We start from the raw sequence: 20,087 nt of genomic DNA, 5'->3' as shown, positions 1-20,087 counted from the left end.
CCTAATTAATTGTTTGAAGTAATACTATCGCCTGAGTTTCAATTGCCTCAGAATTTCCTAAATAACCAAGACCTTCATTGGTTTTAGCTTTGATGTTGATTCTTGAGGCATCAACAACTAAAGACTCACTAATCTTGGCAATCATACTGGATATATGTGGGGATAGCTTGGGGCTTTGGCAAATAATCGTTGCATCCAAATTGATGAGTTCAAAGCCCTTCTCTTGAACTAGTTGATAGGTTTTTTTTAATAAATCAATACTATTCGCATTTTTATATAGTGGATCTGAATCAGGAAAATGTTTTCCAATATCACCAAGTCCAGAAGCCCCTAACAATGCATCTGTAATGGCATGCAATAAAGCATCTGCATCGGAGTGACCCAATAAACCAAGCTCGTATGGTACCTCCACTCCTCCCAAAATAAGGGCTCGACCTTCAACAAGTCGGTGCACATCATATCCTTGACCAATGCGCATGAATGATTCCTTACGATATAACTTTTCCATGGTAAATAAATCCTCTTGATAGGTAATTTTAAAATTCTCAAGGGAGCCCTTGACTAATTTTGGTGAAAATCCCAATGCTTCCATGGCACTTGCCTCATCTGTGATCTCTGCCCCTCTAGTATGGGCTTGTTCAATCGCTATTTTTAATTGACCGAGTTGAAACATTTGTGGGGTTTGTGCTTGCCACAAGAGATTTCTACTCACTGTCTTTTCAATCAGGGCATGATCCATACTAGATTGCTTAAGGGTATCAGCCACAGGTAAAGCCAAAATACCCCCACAGGCAGATACGTCCTCTAAAACAGCAGAGATTAAATTCTGCACATCTTTTTTCCTGACCCCAGGACGCGCGGCATCATGGACTAATACCCAATCTGTCAATGGGATTTGTTGATCAATCATCCACTTTAAAGTGTTTAAAACGGTTTGTGAACGAGTTGCTCCACCTGTTTGGGTTATATGAATGGGCTTAGATAAAGATGGTATCAATTGCAGGTCTGGATGAGAACTTCCCACCCAAATTGATGAGATTTCTGTCATGGATGCAAATAAGTCCAGCGAATGATCAATTACCCTTTTACCTGCAAGCATCTGAAATTGCTTAGGAATATCTCCCCCAAATCGTGACCCATTGCCTGCGCTTGGTATCAATACGTGGCATCTCGGTGAATTCGGTGCGTTTGACATACAAAAGTTCTTTCAATAAGTTTTTAAGCGAACATGCTTCAATTCTATAATGTAGACAATGTCCGATAACAAAGTTGTAAAAACGAATACTCCGCCAAGCTTGATTCAGCTCACGCCCCCCTTAACTGGACCTGAGCTCGGGAAACGCTTTACCTGGAATCATTGTATTGGTTCAAGTGACGCAGGTGTCATTGCAGAACACGCTAAATTTTATAGAAGTAATTTTTCTATTATGGTGGTGATTTGTAGTGAACCAACGACTGCTCAAAGACTCTCCCAGGAAATACCACTGTTCAACTCCGAACTTCGGGTTTCTTTACTGCCAGATTGGGAGATTTTGCCTTATGATCAGTTTTCACCGCACCATGACCTCATTTCTGAACGACTAAAAACGCTTCATGAAATGATGACAGGTGTTTGCGATGTGGTCATTATCCCTATTAGTTCTGTTCTTACTCGCCTTGCCCCGCCTGAATTCTTAGCTGCTAATACTTTCTTTTTCAAACAAGGTAGTAGCATTAATGAATCTGCCTTACACCACCAACTTCAACAAGGTGGCTATGATCCTGTATCTGCAGTTGTAAGGCCTGGTGAGTACAGTATCCGTGGTGGCTTAATTGACTTATTTCCGATGGGAGCAGCACTGCCCTTCAGAATTGATTTGTTTGGCGATGTGATCGATCAAATCAAAGTCTTTGACCCTGATACGCAACGCAGTCTCTACCCTGTAAAAGAAATTAAACTACTGCCTGGTCATGAATTCCCATTTCATGAACAAGCCCGTAAAGATTTTCGTGGTAAGTGGCGTGAAGTTTTTGAGGGCAATCCTGCTAAATGCCCTCTATACAAAGATGTTGGCTTAGGTATCCCTGGTGCAGGTATTGAGTCCTACCTACCTCTATTTTTTGATCAGACATCGGTCATTTTTGATTACTTACCTAAATCTGATCATCCTGCTTGGATTTGGGGGGTTGGAAACTTACAAGTAGCCATACAGGAGTATTGGAAAGGGATTCAAGAGCGCTATCATTTTTTATCACACGACTCTGAACACCCGATTCTACCGCCGGCAGAACTTTATCAAAACGAAGAGAGTTTTTTCGCTCTTCTCAAACCATTTGCTAGAGTCTTCTTAGATAGTCCAGAAAAAGATTCAGATAATCCTTATTTTTCACCCCCACCAGATGTAGCGGTGATTCGCCGTAATAAAGACCCCATATTGCAATTAAAACAATATGTTCGTGCGTCTACTCATCGAATTTTAATTTGCGCCGATAGTCCCGGTCGTAGAGAAGCGATTAAACAATTGCTCGATGAATCTGTCGAGCCTGATGCCAAAGACAATTTTCATGTTGAAGAATTTTCCAATATTCCTGAATTTTTAGTCAGTGAACAAAGAATTGGTATGGTGGTTGCACCTTTGTTAGATGGTTTTATTTCTAAGCATCTTCAACTTACCCTGCTGACTGAATCAGAAATTTTTGCGAACTCTTCAGAACAAAGAAAAGCTGGAAAAATTGGTAAAAAAGATCAAGCAACAAATGTCGATTACTTGGTAAGAGATCTTTCTGAATTAAAAATCGGCGACCCCGTTGTTCATTCAGAGCATGGGATCGGCCGCTATCAGGGATTATTGATCATTGATCTGGGGCAAGGTGATGAAGAATTTTTACATCTACGATATGCCAATAGCGCTACTTTATATGTTCCAGTTCATCAATTACATTTAATTTCTCGGTACTCAGGTTCTGATCCTGAGAATGCACCTCTTCACAATCTAGGTTCTGGCCAATGGGAAAAAGCCAAAAGAAAGGCCGCTCAACAAATCAGAGACACGGCTGCTGAACTTCTGAATATTTATGCAAAAAGAGCTCTCAGACACGGCCATGCTTTTCAATACTCAAGCCATGATTATGATGCGTTTGCTGAAAGTTTTGGATTTCAAGAAACCATTGATCAGCAAAATGCGATTGATGAAGTAATTAAAGATATGACGAGCGGTCAACCCATGGATCGCTTAATTTGTGGTGATGTTGGCTTTGGCAAAACTGAGGTCGCGTTAAGGGCAAGTTTTGTTGCTGTAATGGGGGGTAAACAAGTTGCTGTTTTAGCACCTACCACCCTATTGTCTGAGCAACATGCGAATACTTGGAAAAATCGCTTTGCCGATTGGCCTGTAAAAATTGTTGAAGTCTCGCGTTTTCAGTCAGCAAAAGAAATTAAAAATGCACTCGAGTCTCTTGAGAGTGGTCATGCCGATATCATTATCGGCACGCATAAACTACTGTCTCCTGAAATTAAATTTAATCGCTTAGGACTCGTAATTATTGATGAAGAACATCGTTTCGGGGTTAGGCAAAAAGAAACGTTCAAAGCATTACGCGCTGAGGTAGATGTTCTAACATTGACAGCCACCCCAATTCCACGCACTTTAGGAATGGCCCTTGAGGGCTTAAGAGAGTTATCAGTCATTGCAACGGCTCCCCAAAAACGTTTAGCAATTAAAACTTTTGTCAGGCGTGAAGGGGATGGTGTGATTCGTGAAGCTATCCTGCGTGAATTAAAACGCGGTGGACAAGTCTATTTCTTACACAATGAAGTTGAAACCATTAGAAACAGGCGTCAAGCACTAGAAAAATTAATTCCAGAAGCTCGGGTTGGAGTTGCTCACGGGCAAATGCATGAGAGAAATCTAGAGCAAGTCATGCATGATTTTGTCGCCAAACGCTGTAATGTTTTACTCTGTTCGACCATTATTGAAACAGGTATTGATGTCCCATCGGCCAACACCATCATCATGCACCGTGCCGATAAATTTGGTTTGGCGCAGTTACATCAATTACGTGGTCGTGTCGGAAGATCTCACCACCAAGCCTATGCCTATTTACTTGTTCCAGATCCTGAGGGTCTAACCAAACAAGCCAAATTACGCCTAGATGCCATTGTCTCGATGGAGGAGCTTGGATCTGGTTTTTATTTGGCTATGCATGATCTTGAAATTAGGGGTGCCGGTGAGGTTTTAGGTGATAAACAATCAGGCGATATCCATGAAATTGGCTTCCAGCTTTATACAGAAATGCTCAACAAAGCAATTTCTGAATTAAAAAAAGGTAAGGAACCTGATTTATTAAGTCCAATGCATGCCATTACAGATATTTCATTAGGCTGTCCAGCCCTATTACCAAATGCATATTGCCCCGATGTTCATGAACGACTATCCTTGTATAAACGGCTATCTAGCGCTAATATTCATGAGGATATTGACGATATCCACTCAGAAATCATCGATCGCTTTGGTGACCTTCCTGAATCTGCTAAAACTCTTTTAGATAATCACCGCCTACGATTGCAAATGGAAAAATTGGGGATTAAAAAAATTGAGGCTTCTGCTGAGGCCATTAAAATTCAATTTATTCCTAAGCCAAATATTGATTCGATGAAGATTATTCAGCTGATTCAAAAAGATCGATTTGTCCAATTATCCGGACCAGATCGACTACGAATTTCCCCAAACCCGGCGAATGGTTTTCAATTACTAGAGCAGCGTACCTTTGCCTTAAAAAAACTGCTCTCTTACCTTTCCTAATCACATGAATCGACTTATTCTCACCCACCTTAGTGAAGTACCTCAACTGCTTGTTGAAGTTATCCTTAGAAACTATGCGGTTAAATCCTATAGGCCTCTTAGCTTGAAGACCATAGAATTTATCCTTAATCAGCCTTGTGATTTACATCATAAAAAAGAATTACAAAAAATTGCCTTTGAATATTCTACAGATACCATTTTTTTAAAAGATACTTTTGATCCTAACCAAATTCGATTGCTCGCTTTTGATATGGACTCCACTTTAATTAATATTGAATGTATCGATGAAATCGCCAGACAATGTGGCAAGGTTGAAGAAGTTAGCAAAATCACAGAAGCAAGTATGCGCGGCGAAATCAAAGATTTTTCAGAAAGTTTAATCGCCCGTGTAAGCCTCCTCAAAGGTGTACCCGCAACTGATTTAGATATCGTTTATCAAGATCGGTTACAACTCAATCCCGGTGCGAAGCACTTAATTCAAGTAGCACAAGCATTAGGCTGGAAAACACTTCTCGTATCTGGTGGATTTACTTTCTTCACAAGTAGAATCAAGGATCTTTTACAACTCGACGAAGCTCATTCAAACACATTAGAAATCATCGATGGGTACTTAACCGGTAGAGTATTAGGTGCAATTGTTGATGGTGCAGCAAAAGCAAACTTTGTGCAGCTTGCCTGCGAACGATTAGGAGTCTTAACTCAAGCAGCTCTAGTAATGGGTGATGGCTCCAATGATCTCCCCATGATGGCAAATGCTGGCTTATCCATTGGTTATCAGCCTAAACCAATTGTGCAAGAAAAAGCCGACGGAACTTTTCAGTTCGTCGGCTTAGATGGTGTGCTTGATTTATTTCAAGCGACTTAATTAAAGACGCTCAAAAATTGCAGCAATACCTTGTCCACCACCAATACACATTGTTACTAATGCATACTTGCCGCCAACTCTGTGCAATTCATAAATCGCCTTCGTTGCAATAACAGCTCCAGATGCACCAATTGGGTGACCAATCGAAATTGCTCCACCATTTGGATTGGTTTTCGTCATATCTAATTCGAGAACCTTAGCAACGGTTAAAGCTTGAGCAGCAAATGCTTCATTGGATTCGATCACATCCATGTGAGCTAAAGTTAGCCCTGCTTTTGAAAGTGCTAGGCGTGTTGCAGGAATTGGGCCTTCTCCCATGACTTCATTGGGTACACCCGCTACGGCATAAGAAACTAAGCGTGCAATCGGCTTTTGCCCAGCTTTTTGAGCTGCCTGAGCAGATGCTAAAACAAAGAACGAAGCGCCATCATTGATGGTCGAGGCATTTCCTGCAGTAACGGTACCATTCTCTTTTAAAAATACTGGCTTAAGTTTACCTAAGCTTTCAATGCTTGTTTCTGCTTTAACGCCCTCATCATTATCAACAATGACGTCTCCTTTACGAGTCTTGACAGTAACAGGAACAATTTGTTCTTTGAAACGACCAGACGCAATTGCTGCAGCAGCTTTTTGATGCGAAGTAACTGCAAAAGCATCTTGCTCTTCACGCGTTATATTCCATTTTTTTGCTAAGTTTTCAGCAGTAATACCCATATGACCAACGCCAAATGGATCAGTCAATGGAGAAACCATTAAATCGATTAATTTAGTATCACCCATTCTGGCACCATTTCTCATTGCTTGAGAACCGTATAAGCCGCGTGACATGACCTCTACTCCCCCACCAATTGCATACTCACAATCACCTAACATGATTTGCTGAGCTGAAGTAACAATACCTTGAAGGCCAGAACTACATAAACGATTCACAGCCATTGCCACAGAGTCCATGGACAAACCGGCTTGGATTGCTGCAACACGAGCAACGTAAGGATACCTAGTTTCTGTCGGAATACAATTACCAACAGTAACGTAATTGATTAATGCTGGATCAACTTTCGAGCGTGCAACAGCCTCTTTCATCACAACTCCAGCTAAATCAGCTGGTTCCATGGCACTTAATGACCCATTAAAACTTCCAACTGCTGATCTTACTGCACTTAAAACGACGACTTCTTGCATAAATCCCCCTTAGAAAATTGAAACTTCAAAAAATACCTATCCTCATATTCAATCACGAAATTATGAAACAAATACGGCATTACGTCTCAAACCACATATTCAAGGGATTGCAACTAAATCATGGCCTTGGGTATCGGCAATCGTGACCTTAATAAATTCGCCACTTCGATAACGTTTTGAAGGACGCTCTGGGGGTTGGACAAAGACAAAACCATCGATTTCCGGAGCATCTGAAAAGCTTCTTGCTATTCCACCCTGTGAATTAACAGAGTCAACTAAAACTCGAATTCTTTTACCAATCACAGCCGACAATTTTTTTGTTGATATTTGTTCTGCCATTTGCATAAATCTTGCACGTCTTTCTTCTCGTACTTCATCAGGTACGGGATTTGCCAACTCATTCGCCCTAGCCCCCTTTACAGGAGAGTATGCAAAACAACCTACGCGGTCTAATTGAGCTTCTTCCAGGAAGGACAATAAATGGGTAAATTCTTCCTCAGTCTCGCCTGGAAAACCAGCAATAAATGTACTGCGAATGACTATATCAGGACAAATTGAACGCCAATTGGCTATTCTTGAAATAGTCTTTTCTCCACCAGCAGGTCTTTTCATACGCTTTAACACGTCAGGGTGAGAATGTTGTAGAGGTATATCTAAATAAGGCAGTAGCCCGTTACCATGCTCTGAAAAATCAGCCATTAAGGGAATGATGTCATCGACATGAGGATATGGATAAACGTAGTGTAAGCGAACCCAAGCATCATGTTCCCTTGCTAATATCTTCAGCTCTTGAACTAATTCGAAGAGTCTAGACTTCATTGGGCGGCCATTCCAAAACCCTGTCCGATATTGAATGTCAACACCATAGGCACTTGTGTCCTGAGAAACAACTAATAATTCTTTTACCCCGGATGTGAAAAGTGCTTGTGCCTCACGCAATACCTCATCGATTGATCTAGAGACTAAACCACCGCGCATATCCGGAATGATGCAAAAAGTACATGAATGATTGCACCCTTCAGAAATTTTCAGATAAGCATAGTGCTTAGGTGTTAATTTAATACCAATGTCAGGAACCAGATCCATAAAAGGATCATGTGGTTTGGGTAAGTTTTGATGAATAGCATCAAGTACTTCATTGGTAGCATGCGGGCCAGTGACAGCCAACACTTTCGGGTGATGTTTAAAAACGGTATTTTGTCCATCATTTTCAGTCTTAGCACCTAAACAACCGGTAACAATGACTCGTCCATTTTCCTGTAAAGCCTCTCCAATGGCCTGCAAACTTTCCTCAACTGCTGAGTCAATAAATCCGCAGGTATTAACCACAACAATTTCTGCATCGCTATAGTTTTTCGCAATTTCATAACCCTCGGCACTCAACCTGGTAAGGATTAATTCAGAATCAACAAGTGCTTTAGGGCATCCTAAAGAGACAAATCCAACTTTTGACAAAACGCAGTTCCTTTATGACTTAAATGGTTTAAATGGAAAACCCGACATCATCTTTGGCGATTGAGTCTGGATTTGGTCCCAAAATTGCGCTCCTGCATTCGTAAAAAATTGCATTGGATTCATCAACTCATTTTGTGACCGATTATTGATAAAACTTAACCAAGACTCTGGGGTAGAAAGCCCACCAATTTTTTGACAATGAAGAACATATTGATTTTGTAAATCAACAAATTGATTGATGTTTTGCTCTAAAAAAGGGGACATCATCCCTTGTAAAGAGTTTCCATAAAAACGAATCATTTGCATCAAACTTTGCGTTGAAAATAGCGGGTGTCCTCCCGACTCTTCCTCCAAAATGATTTGCATCAAAATGCTGCGCGTAATTTCTTCGCCTGTTTTTGCATCTAATACAACAAAAGGCTCTTGTGTCATGACAAGGCCTTTGATATCAAACAATGTAATGTAGGTGCTGTGTTTCGTATCGTAAAGACGACGATTAGGATATTTTTTAATAATCCGCTGACCATGAAACATATCAGAGGTTTCTGATTGATTGTCAGTGGTTTTGGTAGCTGAAGAAGTCCTCGCTGTCGCTGAGGTCTTCTTCGCTGCTACTTTTCTTGCTGGTTTGGTATTTGGACTTGCCATAATCAATCTACGACCTTTATATGCCTAGGGATATGGCTTATTGTAGTCTGATTATTTGTTAGTTCCATTAACTCATATGTAAACCACCATTTAAGGAGAAATCTGCGCCAGTAGCAAAACCACCATCTTCAGAAGCTAACCAAGCCACAATTGAGGCAATTTCTTCAGGTGTACCAAGTCTCTTTACAGGGATGGTTTCAATGATTTTGTTTAAAACATCTTCCCGAATCGCTTTGACCATATCAGTTCCTATATAGCCAGGAGAAACGGTATTGATTGTTACTCCTTTGGTAGCCACTTCTTGAGCCAAAGCCATTGTAAATCCTCTTAAACCTGCTTTTGCAGTGGCATAGTTCGTCTGTCCAAACTGACCCTTTTGGCCATTTACAGAGGAAATGTTTACTACTCTACCCCAACCATTTTCAACCATTCCATCAATAACCTGTTTGGTCACGTTAAAGAGCGAATTTAAATTCGTGTTAATCACTGCATTCCAGTCGTCAGGCGTCATCTTCCTAAAGACGGTGTCTCTCGTGATGCCGGCATTGTTAACCAAAATATCCACTGTACCAATCTCTGCTTTTACTTTGTTAAATGCAGCCACAGTACTATCCCAATCGCCAACATTTCCCTCTGAGGCATGAAAGTCATAACCAATCGCTTTTTGCTCGCTTAACCAACGGTCTTTACGTGGGGAGTTAGGACCACATCCTGCAATCACAATACAGCCATCTTTGTGTAGTTTTTGACAAATAGCGGTTCCAATCCCACCCATACCACCTGTAACGTATGCAATTTTTTTACTCATGATTTCTCCTCAATGTTTTAATTAAACTTTTACTGCTTTTTCTTTTACATAGCTACCGGGTGCGGGCTCGATAACTTTGAACTTAATGTTGCCTAGTTGGCTTTTGGCTTTTATCTTCTTACCACTTTGAGACGCTAACCACTGTACATAATCTGGCCACCAGCTTCCTTCAATCAAATTGGCTGTTGTATACCAATCTTGCGCTTCACGAGGAAGTTTGGTTGATGTCCAGTAATTACGTTTTTTCTTATGGGGAGGATTGATGACCCCTGCAATATGACCTGATGCACCAAGCACGAAGCGTTTTTGACCTTTCAGAATTTGCGTAGAGTTATAGGCTGACTTCCAGGGAACAATGTGATCTTCACGGGATGCATAAATATAAGCAGGACATGCTATTTTCGACAAATCCACTGGGGTAGAACACATCGTTAGGCAATTGGGTATTTTGAGTTCGTTATTCAGGTACATATGTCGCAAATAATAGGCGTACATAGGGCCAGGTAAATTAGTTGAATCACCATTCCAAAATAACAGGTCAAAGCTCGGTGGGGTTTTACCTAATAAGTAATTAGAAACAACATAGTTCCACACCAAATCATTCGGTCTTAAAAAAGAAAAAGTGTTGGCTAATTCAGTTCCACTGAGAAGTCCAAAATTACCATTTTTCCCACCTAAGGTATTTTCACGATGCTCCACCATGGCTTCATCAATAAAAACATCCAACATTCCTGTATCAGAAAAGTCTAAAAATGAAGTTAACAAAGTTAGGCTAGCAATTGGATGAAGATTCTTTGCCGCCAAAATAGCAAGGGCACAGGCAACAAGAGTTCCACCAACACAAAATCCTAATATATTAATTTGAGCTTGTTTCGATATTTCAACACATACCCGAATGGCTTCAATAACTCCAAGTCCAACATAATCATCCCAAGTGACTTCAGCCATGGATTGATCTGGATTTTTCCATGAAACCATATACACCGTAAAGCCCTGACTCAGTAAATATTGAACGAGTGAACTTTGCGGTTGTAAATCTAGTATGTAGTATTTATTGATACAAGGTGGCACCATCAATAAGGGCTTTTCATAAACCAATGCGGTACTGGGCTTATATTGAATCAATTGAAACAATTGATTTTGGTAAACAATAGCCCCTTCTGTTGTGGCAATATTTTTTCCTATTTCAAAGGCGTTGGTGTCCGTTTGAGAAATTTTTCCGATTTGTAAATCAGATAAGAGATTTTTTAATCCATTCGTAAATGATTGGCCATTAGAGTTAATTAACTCTTGAATAGCTTCGGGATTAGTTGCTAAGAAGTTCGTGGGGGACATCGATGAAATCACTTGCTCGGTAGCAAAGATGATGCGATGTTTAATTTTAATATCTGCTTCTACTGCATTTGCTAATGCGGTCAAATGCTGTGAGTTAATTAAATACATCTGATAAACAAATGATGAAAAACCTTCATGCCAAATCTGTGAACGAAAACGGGGATCTTCTAGTGGCTTATCTAACTTACCAGTCCACAATTGATACATATCAGTTGCATATTGATGCTCAATTTCAGATAACTTTTCTTGGGGAATTAAAGCCATATCCATTTCGGAAAGTTTTGGTGAGTTAAATCCACCAAAGGGGAAAGCATGATTATTCAAGAAAAACCTCTAAGAAATGAAATATTACCTATAAGATAACAATTTATTCTTAAAGTTCAAAAATAGTTATCAGCGCAAACCCTATGCCCAATATTTAAATATCACTCAGATTTCCATAAAAAACTGGCGAAGCGACCTGTTTTCTTATCTCTACGATGAGAATAAAACAAATTAGAATGTTCAAAGCAACAGATTTCTTCTGAAAAAATACGCTCTATCCCAAGGTGATTTAATTGAAATTGTGCAATAGCAAATAAGTTGGCGAGATATTTACCAGTCTGAGCGGATGATACAAAAGACGAATCCAATTGCTGCGAATGTAAGATCATAGAAAATGCATCATAAACATCTCCCCCCACTTCAAAATGACTCGGTCCGATGGTTGGTCCTAAATAAACATTGATTTCTGAAATATATCGTTTGGTATCTTTAGGCTGTTTTTTGCGAATCATTTGATCGAGTGTTTTCTGAATTACTCCTTGAGCCAAACCTCTCCATCCAGCATGACAGGCACCCAAAATATCACCCTGCTCATCACAAAACAAAATTGGCATGCAATCGGCGGTCATAATCGTTAACACTTGATTAGACTGCTCTGTCACTGCCCCATCTGCTTCAAGACTAGATTCAAAGCTTGTCCATATCTGAGTTCCATGAACTTGGTTAAGCCATAGCGGTTGTGCAGGTAAAATTTGTTGTAGTAGTTCACGATTTTTCTCGACATCATGGATTTGATCTCCTACATGTTTACCAACATTAAGAGAATCATAAGGTACCTGACTCACTCCACCAATGCGGGTCGAAACAAATGCCTGAACATGTTCGGGTACGAGCCAATTAGGTACTAAAATATCTAAACCATGATTGGTATGTACTAAATTCATCAATCAAATACCTTTTCCCATGCGGTGCGTGGAATATTTAAAAAATCTAGGGTTTGGACAAAAGCGATCGGCGGATCCACATCGAAACGAAGATGTTCTCTCGTTCTTGGATGCTCAAGACCTAATAAACCAGCATGTAAAAATTGACCTGGAAATTGAATGTCATTGTCAAAGAGTTGATTTTTTAAAATTAGAGCGGTTTGATGAGGAATTTTATTTTTATAAATTGGGTCGTTGACTAAAGCATGGCCTAAAGACTCTAAATGAACTCGTATTTGATGGGTTCTACCTGTATCTAATTGACAACTCACTAAAGAAATAGGCTTATCTTCAAATGAAGCGTGATACAGCGTTGTTACATGTGTTGTCGCCTCTTTACCTCCAGCAACTTGCATACTCATTCTTAAACGATCTTTGGAATCTCGACCAATTGCGCCGTGAATGACTTTGCTCAGTGGCGTTTTACCCCAAACCAAAGCAATATATTTACGCTCCATACTGCGGCTTTGGAGTTGTTGAACCAAGCCATTTTGCGCCGCAAGGGTTCTAGCAATCACCAACAAGCCAGAGGTATCCTTATCCAACCGATGGACTATCCCTGCTCGTGGAACTTCAGAACATTCGGGAAAATGGTGTAACAAGGCATTAAGAAGGGTTCCAGACCAATTGCCTGCTGCTGGATGAACAACCAATCCATAAGGCTTATAAATCAAGGCAATATCAGCGTCTTCATAAATAACCTCAAGTGGTAAGTCTTCTGCTTGATAGGCGCTATTTTGTGGGTCAGGAGGAATTGATATCCGGACATGCTCCATCCCCATTGCATGATCTTTGGCTTGAATTTGTCGTTCATTTTCAAATACCAAACCTGCTTCAATCCACTGCTGAATCCTGCTTCTAGAATATGAAGGTATTACTTTGGCAATCGCCTTATCAATCCTTTCACCCCTTAATTCAAGGGGTAAATCGAATTCAATCACCTGTAAAGGGGGAACTTCTTCCCCTCCTTCAGCATCATCGATATAATCAGAGTATTCCATCATGCTCATATAAGGTGAGTGTTGGCTTTTTAACCATGTGTTTTTATTTTTAGAGATTCAATTGTTTACTAATCTATCTAGTTTAAAGCGTATATCAGTATATTCACTATATTTATCACTCATTTTGCTGATGGGAATATTTTCAGGATGTGCAGGAAAAGACGTGGATGAAACTGCTGGCTGGTCTCAGAGCAAATTAATAAGCGAAGCAAAATCTGCTCTTAAAGATAATGATTATCCAAACTGCGTTAAATATTATGAGAAACTCGAGGCCAGATATCCTTTTGGTCCCCTTGCAGAACAAGCACAAATTAATTCAGCTTACTGCAATTGGAAGCGCAATGAGCAAGAACTTGCTCTAGCTTCTATCAACCGTTTTATTCAACTTCACCCAGATCATCCTGACATCGACTATGCCTACTATCTTAAAGGCCTAATAACATTCAATGATAATTTAGGTTTTTTAGCAAAATTTTCTGGGCAAGACCTCAGTGAAAGAGATCCGAAAGCTTCCAAAGATGCCTATGAGGCTTTTAAAGTTCTCACCTTAAGATACCCTAATAGCAAATATACTCCAGATGCCCTTGATCGCATGCGTTATATCGTCAATGCTTTAGCGGAAAGTGATGTTAATGCCGCTCGTTATTATTATCGTCGTGGTGCTTATATAGCGTCCATTAATCGCGCTCAAAATGCCTTAAGGGACTACGACCGAGCTCCAGCTCTTGAGGAAGCCCTTTACCTGATGGTGAAGTCATATGATGCATTGGGTATGAAAGAATTAAGTACAGATACTATGCGTATCTTTACTAGCAACTTCCCAAATAGTGAAATTTTTAAAACTGGCAAAAGACAGGCCGTTACGGCTCAACAGGCTAAGTGGTGGCAGTTCTGGAACACCAGCAATTAAAGAATTTCTTGCCTGACCCGGTTAGCAAGACCACACATTAATTCATAACCGACTGTTTTTGCTGGAAATGCCACATCATCAATAGGGTTAAGTTCTCCCCATAACTCTATTGGCGAACCAATCTGTGCGTGGGCAATGTTTGTAACATCTACCATCATCATATCCATAGAAACTCTACCAACTAAAGGAACAATTTGGCCATCCATCATATTTTCTGATTTCCCAATCCAAACCGGAGTTCCATTAGGCGCACTCCTCGGATAACCATCCGCATAACCACATGCAATGACGGCAATCTTGGTATTTTTCTTGGCCTGATACTGACTCCCATAGCCGACGGTGTCCCCCGCCTGAAGTTCTTGGAAGGCTATTATTTCCGAGCGTAAATTCATTCCAGCCTTTAATCCTAAATTCGCAATATCTTCATACTTTCCTGAAGGTGATGCACCATACAACATAATTCCTGGACGCGTCATGTCAGCATGAGTAAAGGAATGTCCAATGATTGCAGCAGAATTTGCGGCACTCTTTAAACCGTCGACATACTGTGTTGCTTTACTAAAAATTTCCCATTGATCTTTTACAGATGGCGAAACTTGAGGATCGTCTGCATTTGCAAAATGTGTTAGATGATGGACCGTACACCCCATCTGCTTCAAGATTTCATAACTAACACCGTATTGGGCAGATTTAAAACCCAATCGATTCATGCCTGAATTCAGCTTAAGCCATAGGGGACAATTGGCCAAAAACTGAGTTACATTTCCTGAACTCTGTCTTCCAAACCATTGGATTAACCAAGTAACTTGCTGTTCATGATGAATCACTATTTCACAAGATAGATTCAAGGCGTCATCCAGATCGCCCTCAGTAAAGATACCTTCCAATAATAAAATCCGGCCTTGCCAACCACATTCCCGTGCCAGTGCAGCGTGCTCCATATCTAAAAGGGCAATCCCCTCACTATTTTGAAAGGCTTTGAGCGCAGGCTTTAAACCATGTCCATAAGCATTTGCTTTAACCACTGCCCATGTTGGTGCCGAATTGGTCATTTTTTTAACCTTTAAAAGGTTATGACTTAGATTCTGTGTCAAAATCGATGCTTTAGTTGGTCGATGCTTCATGTTTAGTTTGAATTAGGAAATTATTTAATGTTTAACTTATCATTGTACGAATGAAACCAGGTTTTTATTCAATTATGGCAGCGCAGTTCTTTTCGTCGCTTGCCGATAATGCACTTCTCATTGCTGCCATATCTTTATTGATACAAATTCAATCTCCTGATTGGATGACCCCTCTACTCAAATTGTTTTTCGTATTATCCTACGTCTTGCTCGCAGCATATGTAGGTGCTTTTGCTGATTCCCGCCCTAAAGGCAAAGTCATGTTTTTAACCAACTCCATTAAAGTTATTGGTTGTCTTACGATGCTAATGGGAGTTCACCCTCTTTTGGCTTACGCCATTGTTGGCTTTGGTGCTGCTGCCTACTCACCAGCAAAATATGGTATTTTGACTGAATTATTGCCCCCCGAAAAATTAGTCGCGGCCAACGGCTGGATTGAGGGCTTAACGGTTTGCTCGATTATTGCAGGAACTGTCCTTGGTGGGGTCCTCATCAGTCCAAAAATAGCTCAAACACTGCTTTTACTAGATTTTCCTTTGATTGATACACACATTGACACACCTCCAGAAGCTGCTATTGCTCTCATCGTTTTTCTGTATTTAATTGCTGCTTTAATTAATTTACGCATTCCCGAAACTGGTGTTGTTTACACCGCTTCCACTAAAAATCCAATTAAACTAATCAAGGATTTTTCACATAACTTTATGACTCTTTGGAATGATCGCTTAGGACAAATTTCTTTAGCGGTAACCACATTATTTTGGGGCATTGGCGCAACTCTGCAATTCATTATTCTCAAATGGGCTGAAGATGCTCTGGATATGAACCTTTCCCAAGGGGCTATTTTGCAAGCTATTGTGGCCTTCGGCGTGGCCGGAGGTGCTATGTGGGCTGCTGCGAGAGTTCCTCTTAAAAACTCCCTCGTTGTTCTTAAATACGGTGTCATTATGGGCTTTTTAGTCATTACCCTTGCCGCTTTTCAAAAGGAACAGTTTGGTGATTTATTTGTTAATTTAGGCTTTATAAAAATTCATGCCTATTTATTGTTTACCTATATCTTCTTAATTACCATCGGCTGGATGTCAGGCTATTTTGTGGTACCAATGAATGCCCTTCTCCAACATCGTGGTCATGTTCTCTTGTCCGCGGGCCATTCCATTGCGATTCAAAATTTTAATGAAAATTTATCTGTACTATTTATGCTGGGCCTCTACTCATTGCTTATCTGGTTTGATTTGCCAGTTCAGGTAGTCATTCTTTTATTTGGTTGCTTTGTGATTATCACCATGGCTCTAGTGATCTACAGGCACCAAAAAAATCAAGCACAGTATGATTCTTTATACTTAATCGGTGAAGAAAAACACCCCCACGCTTAAGACATCGTATCTAAATATACATTTCTTGCAAAAATTAAGTCATCCCAAAGTTGTTTCTTTTTAACAGCTGCACTCAGTATTTGTCGAACTGAATACGTAACAATTACTGGGATCTCACCTCGTTGCTCACTGCTTGTTTCAAACAAAATTTCTCTTAAATCTTCAACCGAATTTGTTTCTCCAGAAAAGTATTGGCCAGATGTCTGTCCAAAGCAAAATACGATATCCCCTTTTATCTGCGTTGAATTTTTAGCTCCTTGAAAAGGCAATACTTGGGTTTTGACACCAAAATTTTGTACAACAAGCAAAATATTTTTCGTTAAGGTAGTTTGCATCTCATCTTCATCAAAGATCAATGTCCAAATAGGAAATTCTTCAGTTGTCATTACACTCTCCATTTGGGTTGAATTGAATGCTGGTGGCTCTGCAATTGCTTTTGACTTCCAAGAACTAATACCCATTTCTTTTAATAGGATTGCTTTATTCATCTGATTTCCTTAGAAACTTTTCCATAACCAATGCATCTTCTCTAGAAAAGTTATCACCTTTTGCCATTGGATAATAATCTTTTCGGACTCCAATCAATTGGTAACCTAATTTCTCGTACATTCTAATCGCTGAAGTATTACTACGCCTGACCTCTAGTAACATTTTTATATAATGGTGAGTCAAGCCAATTTCCTCGATTGCAGATAAGGCTCTCGAAGCAATATTCTGACGACGAAATTGAGGATGTATGGTGATATTTAACAAATGTAATTCTTCAACCCCGGGCATCACAATACAATATCCAACTTTCTGACTATGAGAACTTTCTTCCAATAAAACATAATTCCAGTATTGATGCTCTAAGCAATCCATGAAGTTTTTTTCACTCCATGGATGTAGGTGAGATGCTGATTCAATTTCACATACTTGACTGATATCACTCTTTTCCATCACTCTAAATTGAAAATTAATACTCATGATCGTCAGTCTAATTAATGTTGATCCTGTAATCGCTGGGCAATGGTTAAGGCAACTTGATCCCTAATGTATAAGGGTTGACAATCCTTTGGCGAATAAATCTGATCACCATTTTTTAACGAGGCTAAATAGGCAATCCCCAGTGCATGCGGGGTTGCAGGAATGAATTGCATTCCTAGCTGAAGCGAGCCATCTTCTTCATAAGATTGCATATCATAAGTGTAATCAATGGATTGCTGTTTGAAATCAATATCTTTTACATCTATCAACTGTATCGCTTGTTGACGATTCAATAGATGATGTTCATCGATTTCATATGAAGCACAGTAAACTTGTTGCATACGAGCATCCAATAGAACGCGATAGGTTTGAGACTGTAAAACCTTGGCGTTAGAAAAAAATAGTGCAAATGCAATCATGCCATCTAAACTAGGTATTGGAATTAAAGGTTTTTGCTGAGCATATGCCAAGCCTTGAGCAACACCTAGACCAAGTCGAATTCCCGTAAATGCTCCGGGACCTTGAGAGACAGCTATAACCCTGATGTCATTCCAAGTAATATTCGCTTCAAGCATAAGATCTTGAATCCACGGCAAAAGAACTTGACTTGCCGTATTACCAACTTTTTCATGACGAACGAGATAAGTCTTATTCGGAAAATAAATTGCCACCGAACACCACTGGGTTGAGGTATCGATGGCAAGAATTGGCATTCTTTCGAATCCAATATTCAAATCAATTAAATTTCTTCGTACAACGGCAGGGTTAAAAACTCTTCAAAGTTCTCACCTGTGGACATATGGTCAAATATTTCAGCTGCACGATTCCAGTGTCCAACTGCTCCTGAATTACTGACTTTCACCAATTCTTCTTTAATAAAACCTTTCACCATTTCAACAGTCACTTTACGACCATCATCTAATACTCCTTTGGGTGAACGTATCCACTGCCATACTTGTGAACGACTAATTTCAGCAGTCGCGGCATCTTCCATTAAATTATGAATCGGTACACAACCATTACCAGCCAACCATGCTCCTAAATAATGAATACCCACATTAATATTCATTCTTAAACCAGCCTCAGTAATTGGTGTTTCAGGTTGAAAGTTTAATAAGTCTGAACCCTTCACTTGCACTTCTGGCTTTTGCTTTTCAAACTGATTGAGTTTATCGCCCAGCACTTTTTTAAACTCAATCATCGCTGGCTCAACTAATCCAGGATGCGCAACCCAACCACCGTCATAGCCATCTTCCGCATCACGCTTTTTATCGGCAATAATTCCAGCCATGGCAATCGCGTTCTTTTCAGGATCGTTTTTAATTGGAATTAAAGCACTCATCCCACCAATTGCAGGTGCTCCACGGTGATGACAAGTTTTCAACAAAAGTAATGCATAAGCACGCATAAACGGTGCGGTCATTGTTACTTTGGCACGGTCAGCCAAACAGAAATCCTTATCAACTTTGAATTTTTTAATGCAAGAGAAAATGTAATCCCAACGGCCTGCATTCAACCCAGCACTGTGATCCCGTAACTCATAGAGGATTTCATCCATCTCAAAAGCCGCCAGAATTGTTTCAATCAGTACCGTAGCCTTAATCGTTCCTTGAGGTAAGCCTAATTCATTTTGCGCCATCACAAAAATATCATTCCATAAGCGTGCCTCTAAATGACTTTCCATCTTTGGAAGATAAAAATAGGGTCCAGCACCACGGGCTAATAATTCACGTGCGTTATGGAATAAAAATAAGGCAAAGTCAAAAATACCACCAGAAACACGCTTACCATCAATAGTTACGTGTTTTTCTTCTAAATGCCAACCTCTTGGACGTACTTGAAGTACAGCAATCTTGTCATTTAATGCATATGTTTTGCCATTCTGCTCAAAACGCAATTCGCGTTTAATCGCACTTCTCAAATTAATTTGACCTTGAATTTGATTATTCCAATTGGGACTATTAGAATCCTCAAAGTCCGTCATATAAGAGTCTGCACCAGAGTTGTAGGCATTAATCACCATCTTGGCATCTACTGGACCAGTAATCTCAACACGACGGCAATGTAGTGCCTCAGGAATTGGAGCAATTTTCCAATCACCTTCACGAATCGCCCTAGTTTCTGGTAAAAAGTCAGGAATCTCACCAGCATCCAAACGTTTGGTTCTTTCAACACGTGCTTTTAAGAGTTCTTGACGACGTGGCTCAAACGCATGATGTAGCTTTGCAACTAAAGCCAAGGCCTCCGGTGTTAACACCGTTGCAAAATCTGGGGTAATTTCGGCATGAATTTCCATACCTTGTGGCAAATTAGACATTCTCTCTCCTGGGAATCAAATTAAAGAATAAGGTCTAATTATGCCAAAAAGACAAAACAACTGATAAAAACC

Annotated in this window: 17 protein-coding genes; 4 read left to right on the top strand and 13 right to left on the bottom strand. The window is 40.0% G+C overall.

The features are described from left to right. Nucleotide 1: 1 nt before the first annotated feature. Nucleotides 2–1,195, bottom strand: coding sequence for a 2-C-methyl-D-erythritol 2,4-cyclodiphosphate synthase (gene ispF / locus QMN06_RS05985; RefSeq protein ID WP_281971636.1), 1,194 nt, complete (start codon nucleotides 1,193–1,195; stop codon nucleotides 2–4). 58 nt (nucleotides 1,196–1,253) lie between these two features. On the opposite strand from ispF, the gene mfd reads away from it, so the two are divergent. Together mfd and serB are read left to right on the top strand one after the other, a co-directional pair. After that, the gene (mfd, locus tag QMN06_RS05980; RefSeq protein ID WP_281971635.1) at nucleotides 1,254–4,781 is read left to right on the top strand and encodes a transcription-repair coupling factor; all 3,528 of its coding nucleotides are present in this window, start codon (nucleotides 1,254–1,256) and stop codon (nucleotides 4,779–4,781) included. Between the two features lie 103 nt (nucleotides 4,782–4,884). Beyond that, a complete protein-coding gene (gene serB / locus QMN06_RS05975; RefSeq protein WP_281971634.1) occupies nucleotides 4,885–5,646 on the top strand; it encodes a phosphoserine phosphatase SerB in 762 nt (253 codons plus the stop codon). On the opposite strand, the gene QMN06_RS05970 is transcribed toward serB, so the two are convergent. From QMN06_RS05970 to QMN06_RS05940, 7 genes are all read right to left on the bottom strand, one after another. Continuing rightward, entirely contained in the window at nucleotides 5,647–6,828 is a 1,182-nt protein-coding gene (locus QMN06_RS05970) for an acetyl-CoA C-acyltransferase family protein (RefSeq protein WP_281971633.1), read from the bottom strand. A gap of 99 nt (nucleotides 6,829–6,927) precedes the next feature. After that, nucleotides 6,928–8,283 (bottom strand): 30S ribosomal protein S12 methylthiotransferase RimO, encoded by a 1,356-nt coding sequence (rimO, locus tag QMN06_RS05965; RefSeq protein ID WP_281971632.1) that lies wholly within the window; start codon nucleotides 8,281–8,283, stop codon nucleotides 6,928–6,930. Between the two features lie 12 nt (nucleotides 8,284–8,295). Beyond that, the gene (gene phaR / locus QMN06_RS05960; RefSeq protein ID WP_281971734.1) at nucleotides 8,296–8,817 is read right to left on the bottom strand and encodes a polyhydroxyalkanoate synthesis repressor PhaR; all 522 of its coding nucleotides are present in this window, start codon (nucleotides 8,815–8,817) and stop codon (nucleotides 8,296–8,298) included. A 181-nt stretch (nucleotides 8,818–8,998) separates the two neighbouring features. Further along, nucleotides 8,999–9,739, bottom strand: a complete 741-nt coding sequence (locus tag QMN06_RS05955) for a 3-ketoacyl-ACP reductase (protein ID WP_281971630.1) — start codon at nucleotides 9,737–9,739, stop codon at nucleotides 8,999–9,001. Between the two features lie 21 nt (nucleotides 9,740–9,760). Beyond that, nucleotides 9,761–11,398, bottom strand: a complete 1,638-nt coding sequence (gene phaC / locus QMN06_RS05950) for a class I poly(R)-hydroxyalkanoic acid synthase (RefSeq protein WP_281971629.1) — start codon at nucleotides 11,396–11,398, stop codon at nucleotides 9,761–9,763. Nucleotides 11,399–11,499: 101 nt separating this feature from the next. Then, nucleotides 11,500–12,282, bottom strand: coding sequence for a peptidoglycan editing factor PgeF (gene pgeF, locus QMN06_RS05945; RefSeq protein WP_281971627.1), 783 nt, complete (start codon nucleotides 12,280–12,282; stop codon nucleotides 11,500–11,502). Further along, the gene (locus QMN06_RS05940; RefSeq protein ID WP_281971626.1) at nucleotides 12,282–13,325 is read right to left on the bottom strand and encodes an RluA family pseudouridine synthase; all 1,044 of its coding nucleotides are present in this window, start codon (nucleotides 13,323–13,325) and stop codon (nucleotides 12,282–12,284) included. Before QMN06_RS05940 ends, pgeF begins: the two co-directional genes overlap by 1 nt. Before the next feature lie 58 nt (nucleotides 13,326–13,383). Here QMN06_RS05940 and QMN06_RS05935 point away from each other — a divergent pair, with 58 nt between their 5' ends. Continuing rightward, nucleotides 13,384–14,232 carry an outer membrane protein assembly factor BamD gene (locus tag QMN06_RS05935; protein ID WP_281971625.1) on the top strand — a complete coding sequence of 283 codons (849 nt, stop codon included), beginning with the start codon at nucleotides 13,384–13,386 and terminating at the stop codon, nucleotides 14,230–14,232. On the opposite strand, the gene alr is transcribed toward QMN06_RS05935, so the two are convergent. Beyond that, nucleotides 14,229–15,356 carry an alanine racemase gene (gene alr, locus QMN06_RS05930; RefSeq protein ID WP_281971624.1) on the bottom strand — a complete coding sequence of 376 codons (1,128 nt, stop codon included), beginning with the start codon at nucleotides 15,354–15,356 and terminating at the stop codon, nucleotides 14,229–14,231. The genes QMN06_RS05935 and alr overlap by 4 nt on opposite strands. Before the next feature lie 50 nt (nucleotides 15,357–15,406). Here alr and lplT point away from each other — a divergent pair, with 50 nt between their 5' ends. Next, nucleotides 15,407–16,732 (top strand): lysophospholipid transporter LplT, encoded by a 1,326-nt coding sequence (gene lplT, locus QMN06_RS05925; protein ID WP_281971623.1) that lies wholly within the window; start codon nucleotides 15,407–15,409, stop codon nucleotides 16,730–16,732. On the opposite strand, the gene QMN06_RS05920 is transcribed toward lplT, so the two are convergent. The 4 genes from QMN06_RS05920 to aceB are packed head-to-tail and all read right to left on the bottom strand — an operon-like array spanning nucleotide 16,729 to nucleotide 20,015. Next, on the bottom strand, nucleotides 16,729–17,220 hold the full coding sequence (locus tag QMN06_RS05920; protein WP_281971621.1) for a hypothetical protein: 492 nt from the start codon (nucleotides 17,218–17,220) through the stop codon (nucleotides 16,729–16,731). The two genes, lplT and QMN06_RS05920, sit on opposite strands and share 4 nt — an antisense overlap. After that, the gene (rimI, locus tag QMN06_RS05915; RefSeq protein ID WP_281971620.1) at nucleotides 17,213–17,698 is read right to left on the bottom strand and encodes a ribosomal protein S18-alanine N-acetyltransferase; all 486 of its coding nucleotides are present in this window, start codon (nucleotides 17,696–17,698) and stop codon (nucleotides 17,213–17,215) included. The genes QMN06_RS05920 and rimI overlap by 8 nt, the downstream gene beginning before the upstream one ends. A gap of 14 nt (nucleotides 17,699–17,712) precedes the next feature. Beyond that, the gene (tsaB, locus tag QMN06_RS05910) at nucleotides 17,713–18,411 is read right to left on the bottom strand and encodes a tRNA (adenosine(37)-N6)-threonylcarbamoyltransferase complex dimerization subunit type 1 TsaB (RefSeq protein ID WP_281971619.1); all 699 of its coding nucleotides are present in this window, start codon (nucleotides 18,409–18,411) and stop codon (nucleotides 17,713–17,715) included. A 26-nt stretch (nucleotides 18,412–18,437) separates the two neighbouring features. Continuing rightward, nucleotides 18,438–20,015 (bottom strand): malate synthase A, encoded by a 1,578-nt coding sequence (aceB, locus tag QMN06_RS05905; protein WP_281971618.1) that lies wholly within the window; start codon nucleotides 20,013–20,015, stop codon nucleotides 18,438–18,440. Nucleotides 20,016–20,087 lie beyond the last annotated feature (72 nt).

Source organism: Polynucleobacter sp. SHI8 (assembly GCF_027944005.1).
In the GTDB taxonomy this organism is placed as follows: Bacteria; Pseudomonadota; Gammaproteobacteria; order Burkholderiales; family Burkholderiaceae; genus Polynucleobacter.
This window is presented reverse-complemented; position numbering and strand designations above follow the sequence as displayed.

Excerpts from the sequence above, each read along its gene's own strand:
- ispF (WP_281971636.1), bottom strand. The coding sequence starts at position 1,195 with ATGTCAAACGCACCGAATTCACCGAGATGCCACGTATTGATACCAAGC.
- mfd (WP_281971635.1), top strand. The coding sequence starts at position 1,254 with ATGTCCGATAACAAAGTTGTAAAAACGAATACTCCGCCAAGCTTGATT.
- QMN06_RS05970 (WP_281971633.1), bottom strand. The coding sequence starts at position 6,828 with ATGCAAGAAGTCGTCGTTTTAAGTGCAGTAAGATCAGCAGTTGGAAGT.
- phaR (WP_281971734.1), bottom strand. The coding sequence starts at position 8,817 with ATGTTTCATGGTCAGCGGATTATTAAAAAATATCCTAATCGTCGTCTT.
- QMN06_RS05955 (WP_281971630.1), bottom strand. The coding sequence starts at position 9,739 with ATGAGTAAAAAAATTGCATACGTTACAGGTGGTATGGGTGGGATTGGA.
- pgeF (WP_281971627.1), bottom strand. The coding sequence starts at position 12,282 with ATGAATTTAGTACATACCAATCATGGTTTAGATATTTTAGTACCTAAT.
- QMN06_RS05940 (WP_281971626.1), bottom strand. The coding sequence starts at position 13,325 with ATGATGGAATACTCTGATTATATCGATGATGCTGAAGGAGGGGAAGAA.
- alr (WP_281971624.1), bottom strand. The coding sequence starts at position 15,356 with ATGAAGCATCGACCAACTAAAGCATCGATTTTGACACAGAATCTAAGT.
- lplT (WP_281971623.1), top strand. The coding sequence starts at position 15,407 with ATGAAACCAGGTTTTTATTCAATTATGGCAGCGCAGTTCTTTTCGTCG.
- QMN06_RS05920 (WP_281971621.1), bottom strand. The coding sequence starts at position 17,220 with ATGAATAAAGCAATCCTATTAAAAGAAATGGGTATTAGTTCTTGGAAG.
- rimI (WP_281971620.1), bottom strand. The coding sequence starts at position 17,698 with ATGAGTATTAATTTTCAATTTAGAGTGATGGAAAAGAGTGATATCAGT.
- tsaB (WP_281971619.1), bottom strand. The coding sequence starts at position 18,411 with ATGCCAATTCTTGCCATCGATACCTCAACCCAGTGGTGTTCGGTGGCA.
- aceB (WP_281971618.1), bottom strand. The coding sequence starts at position 20,015 with ATGTCTAATTTGCCACAAGGTATGGAAATTCATGCCGAAATTACCCCA.